Genomic DNA, 5,012 nt, shown 5'->3' on the forward strand with positions numbered 1-5,012 from the left:
CGAAGCTGCCTAACCACAAATCCCGTGTCCACTACATGGGGGCAAGGCCCGACACACCACCGGCGAGGGCGGCGTCGCTCTCGCCGTCGTGCAGGCTGCGACACGCGTTGTGGATGGCCAGGAGGCTGGACGAGCAGGCCGAGTCGACCGTGTACGACGGACCGTGGGCACCCAGGTGGTACGACACGCGTCCCGAGGCCAGGCTGAAGTTGTTGCCGGTGAAGCCGTAGGGGCCCTCGATGGCGTGAGCGTCGGCGGCCAACAGTTGGTAGTCACCGTGGGTCATACCCACGAACACACCGGTGAGCGAGCCGGCCAGGGTGGCGGGATCGATACCCGCGTGTTCCACAGCCTCCCAAGAGGTTTCGAGGATCAGGCGGTGCTGCGGGTCGATCGCGGTGGCCTCGCGGTCGCTGATGTTGAAGAAGTCGGCGTCGAAGCCGGCCACGTCGTCGATGAAGGCGCCCCATTTGGAGACCGACCGGCCGGGCACACCGGGCTCGGGGTCGTAATACTCCTCGGCGTCCCACCGGTCCAGCGGGACGTTGGTAACCAGGTCGTCACCGCGCAGCAGGGCTTCCCACAACTCCTCTGGCGAACTGATGCCGCCAGGAAGTCGGCATGCCATGCCGATGATCGCGACGGGTGTCGTCGGTGACCCACCCACTTAGCTACCACCTCTCCGAGCAGTCCGGCACGACTCCGACACGCTGTGTCGGGTGGCGCGCAGACCGCCGCTCAAATCTTTGCGAAATCGTCTTTGCCGCTTTAATCAAACTGGCTCGAAATCCTACCGGGTCAAATTAACTGATCCGACGTATCGGAGCCACCCGTTTCGGTTGAATCGCTACCAGGCGACCGTCACCACCGGATATCCGCAGCACACTCGCTACGGAAGGCCCAACCCGCCCGGCGCGTCGTTGCGCAGGGCTTTGGTTCGGAGCCTTTTCGAACCAGCCACGCGCCGGAAGCATAGCGGTCCGTAGCGAACATCGTTCACCCCAGCACCACCTGCACATGGGCGGTGTGACAGGACAATAGTTTGCGTTGATATGAATCTTGCAATTCGAGCAACACCAGGGAAATCGCAGACATACAGGCTGTGGGCATAAATGCGTATTGTCGGCAATGGTCAATACACATGGTATGAAATTTCTGGTGTGACGAACTCCGCTCGTTCCAGGCAAAAAATCAACACGCCAGACATCTGCGCGATTATCGAAGTCCAGTGCTGAGCGCGGTCCGCATCGCCTCAGATGCGGCCGCGAATCCCATGCGCGCAAACTCCGTCAGCCCGCTACCGGAGCCGAATCGGCATGGCCTGCACCGAACTCCGTCACCCGGCAGAAACCGTTGCTGCGCGCCTGCGCAACCCCGTGTCGGACCATTGCCCCAAGGGCCACGAAACCGGCCTGGTCGGCAACCATCAGCGGCGTCAACAGCCGGTTGTGCACGAAGCCGAAAGCCAGGCCCCGATCGGGGTCCGCCCAGCCCAGCGAGCCACCCAGACCGACGTGGCCGAACCCCGGCATGACACCCGGGAACGGCAGACCGTGATAACCCAGATTGAAGTCCATCGGCAGGCCGAGGCCCAGATCCGGGAACACACTGCCGGTGCCGCGCAGCTGCGCGACGGTACCCGCGGACAGGAAGCGCAGACCGTTGATCTGGCCGCCGTTGGCGATCGCGCCGTACACCCGGCCCAGCGCTCGTGCCGTGGCCACGCCGTTGGCGCCGGGCATCTCGGAATCCAGCAGCGGGGTGTCCCCCTGGGCCATGGACCGCATGCCGGTGAAGTACATCGAGCCGAAGCCGCCGGAGAACGGCAACGCTGCGACGTGCGGCGCCACCGCGTCGAACACCGGGTTCGGGATCCGGAACTGCGGGCCGATGATCTGCGCGGGCTGCGTCGGCGCATCGGCCGACGGACGTCCCAGATGCAGACCGTCGACGCCGAGCGGCTCGGCCAACTCGGTCCGGAACAGCTCCCGCATGCCCTGCCCGGTCACCGCCCGCGCCAGACCCGACAACAGCCAGCCGTACGTGATGGCGTGGTACGCCGGCCGGCCCTTCATCCAGCTCATCGGGGCGGCCGCCAACCTCCGTTCCATCAGGCGGTGGTCCATCAGCTCGTCCCGCGTGGCGCCGTTCAACTGAGACAGCCCGGCGCGGTGCCGCATCAGCTCCCGCACCGTCACGCCGGCCTTGCCGTTGGCCGCGAAGGCCGGCCAGTAGTCCGCAACCGGCGCGTCGTAGGCGATCAGGCCGCGGTCGGCCAGCCGGTGGATGACGGTCGATGCCAAGCCCTTGGTCGCCGAGAACACCATGGCGCCGGTGTCCGCCTCCCACGGCCGGCGGCCCCACCGGTCGGCCCAGCCGGTCCAGACGTCGACGACGGGCACGCCGTCGAGGTACACCGACAAGGCGCCACCGCCCAGAAAGCGGCTGGGGAACATGACGGAAAAGGCCCGCACCACGGCGGCGAAATTCGGATCAGCGGCCCCTTGAACACCCTGCGGAAGAGGTCCGCCGGCGGACCGGAGAGGCGCGACGTTGCGCTCCCGGCGAATTGCGTTGGTCATTACCAAATAATTACTCTTGCCTGCCGCGGATCATCTCCGACGTTATCAATCTGTTAGCTAAATGGCCCTGATACACAGCTTGAGCGGCAGCGCGAAATCCACCCCAAGGTGGCACTTACGCTCGCGTAACACGTTGCGGGGGACCAAGCTATCATCGATCAGTCCAGTTCTGACCATATGGATCGACTTTAGTATCGATAGCCAGTGCCGAGATGTCGCTTTTCCTTGCATGTGTCATGCGTGCCACTGAGACGTCCAGAGATTGGTTTCGCCAGTGCGTCATCCGAAAACAGCCGGCATCCAATCTCGAAATCACGTCGATGAGACTCGCGGGCAACATCGACAGGGCAGCGGGCCAGTCGATGCGGCCGAAACGATGTGAAATCTGGGGCGGACCCATAGCGGATCAGTCGGTTCAGTGGGCAGTAAGCGTTCGCTCCCAACGCCAGATTGTGCCCTCCTCGGGGTCGTCGCGCTCGCCGGCGAAACAGAAACCGAGTCGGCGAAGTACTCGCGTCGACGGGTTCTCGTGGGTCAGCGTGTGTGCGATGACTGCGCTGACTACGCCACTGGCGGCTGCCTTGTCGAGCATGGCCTGCGCCGCAGCGACGCCGAGTCCCCTTCCACGAAACGCCGGCGCGACTTCGTAGCCGAATTCCACCACACCGCGGTCGGGAGGGCCGACGAAACCGCCCGAGCCAACGAGCACGTCGTCCCATAGAAAGAAGTGCATCCACCAGTCGGTTTCTTCAGGATGTTCGCGCAGTCGGTTGAGGGTGAACCCGACAGACTCGGGAAACTCCGGCCAACCGTCCGGCACCGGGCTGCCGATCAGCCTTCCGAACGCGGATGAGTCGGACTGCAGCGCGTTGAGATACTCGACGGTGGCAGGCAGCAGGATGACGCGTGGCTCCAGGTATGAGATCAGCTCAATCATGGTCACCTCAAATCTGTCGTTCGGGCGCTTGGGAAATCGTTTCCGACGACGTAGTGGCCGCCGCCATGATCAACAGGCTGATCCTGCCGGGTACGGTCGCGTTGGATGTCACGCCGGGGTCACTCGTTCACGAGCTGATGCAGCAGTCCGGCAGCATATTGTGCCGTCGCGCGGATCCGGGCTGCGACGGAAGCGGTTCGGGTCGCGACGGATTCGGTGAGAGCTCGACGAAGAGCGCTCGAGAGGCTCGTCGGGGTGGGACTGTCGCCCTGGGCGGCGCTGATGCCGAGCTGCTCCACCCTACCGGCGAAATATCGCTGCTCGAAGTCCGGCGGAGCGCACGCCACCGTCTCGTGGCCAGCGTCGTCAAGTGCGACGGCTCGGGCCACCGTGGGCTGAGCCTCGCTCCGTGACCCGATCGTCGACAACACCGCGCATCCTGGTCTCCCATTGCATCGCCAAAATTGTTGCCGGACAGCAACGCTGCTCCGATGCCGCAAGGCCACCCAGCCGAGGGGTCACGTCGCCTGGACGACGATGGAGTCCCCAGAGACTTTGATGACTCTGGCCGGCAGTGGTTTCTTCGCGGGGCCCTCCTGGACGCTGCCGTCCAGCGCGAATTTGCTTCCGTGGCACGGGCAGATGATGCTGCCGTCGGCGATTTCGGACACGGTGCAACCCTGGTGCGTGCAGATCGCCGACATCCCCTTGAACGTTCCGGCCGCGGGTTGGGTGATGACAGTCTCGCCGACGATCACCCCCGAGCCGACGGGCACTGCCGACGTCTTCACGAGCGCGTTGCCGAAATCCGTCGACGGGGGCTGGCCGGCTGCGCCGGAGGTGGAAGGACCAGCCGACGGCGAGGGGGCCGGCGGCTTGCCATAAGTTGCGCATCCGGCAATTGCTGTGGCGCTCAACGCAATTCCGGCTCCCGCGAGCACCGTGCGACGATCGACGCGGGCCTCATTTTCAGTCATCTCACATCTCCTTCAGAACTTCAGGCCCTGACCGGTGAACAACCACAGGGCAGAGGTCAACCAGAGGTAGATCAGGCCGGTAAATACTGCGCCGCCCAGTACGGGTAGCGCCCACCCCGGCATACCTTTGCGGCTCAGCACCAGCATCTTGGCCACGAATGCGCCGTAAAAGAAACAGCCGAGCAGCGAGTGCGTCAGCACGCGGGCGTCGCCGGTCTGGAATCCGACGGCATATAGGCAGTGCACGGCGACGGGGACAGTCGCTAGCACAGCCAACCGGCCCAACCATGCGTGCGCGGTGCCGATCCATGACGGTGGGGTGATCGGCAGCCTTCCATACATCACCAGCGCGGAAAACACCTGGAACAGGGCGAGAACCGCGGCGGCGGTAGTCAGCCAGGCCTTCGCGTACAGGCCGCTGGAGAAACCGGCGACATTCACCGAAAAGAACCTCGGGTCGTGCATAGTGTCAGCGGTCACGTATTTCCCCAGGTTTGAGGGGTTGTCCGTCACGTA

Annotated in this window: 4 protein-coding genes and 1 pseudogene; all 5 read right to left on the minus strand. The window is 64.4% G+C overall.

What is annotated here, in order from left to right; all coding sequences use genetic code 11:
• Window positions 1–49: 49 nt before the first annotated feature.
• Window positions 50–667: pseudogene (locus EB75_RS28230) on the minus strand (beta-ketoacyl synthase N-terminal-like domain-containing protein); the annotation flags it as partial.
• 622 nt (window positions 668–1,289) lie between these two features.
• A complete protein-coding gene (gene lipL / locus EB75_RS28235; RefSeq protein ID WP_073698489.1) occupies window positions 1,290–2,582 on the minus strand; it encodes an esterase/beta-lactamase LipL in 1,293 nt (430 codons plus the stop codon).
• A 415-nt stretch (window positions 2,583–2,997) separates the two neighbouring features.
• A complete protein-coding gene (locus EB75_RS28240; protein WP_286150346.1) occupies window positions 2,998–3,519 on the minus strand; it encodes a GNAT family N-acetyltransferase in 522 nt (173 codons plus the stop codon).
• 518 nt (window positions 3,520–4,037) lie between these two features.
• Window positions 4,038–4,496, minus strand: coding sequence for a QcrA and Rieske domain-containing protein (locus EB75_RS28250; protein WP_073698491.1), 459 nt, complete (start codon window positions 4,494–4,496; stop codon window positions 4,038–4,040).
• Between the two features lie 12 nt (window positions 4,497–4,508).
• Window positions 4,509–5,009: a DUF6529 family protein gene (locus EB75_RS28255; RefSeq protein ID WP_286150347.1), complete on the minus strand. Its 501-nt coding sequence runs from the start codon at window positions 5,007–5,009 to the stop codon at window positions 4,509–4,511.
• Window positions 5,010–5,012 lie beyond the last annotated feature (3 nt).

The organism is Mycobacterium sp. ST-F2, assembly GCF_001905655.1.
Lineage (GTDB): Bacteria > Actinomycetota > Actinomycetes > Mycobacteriales > Mycobacteriaceae > Mycobacterium.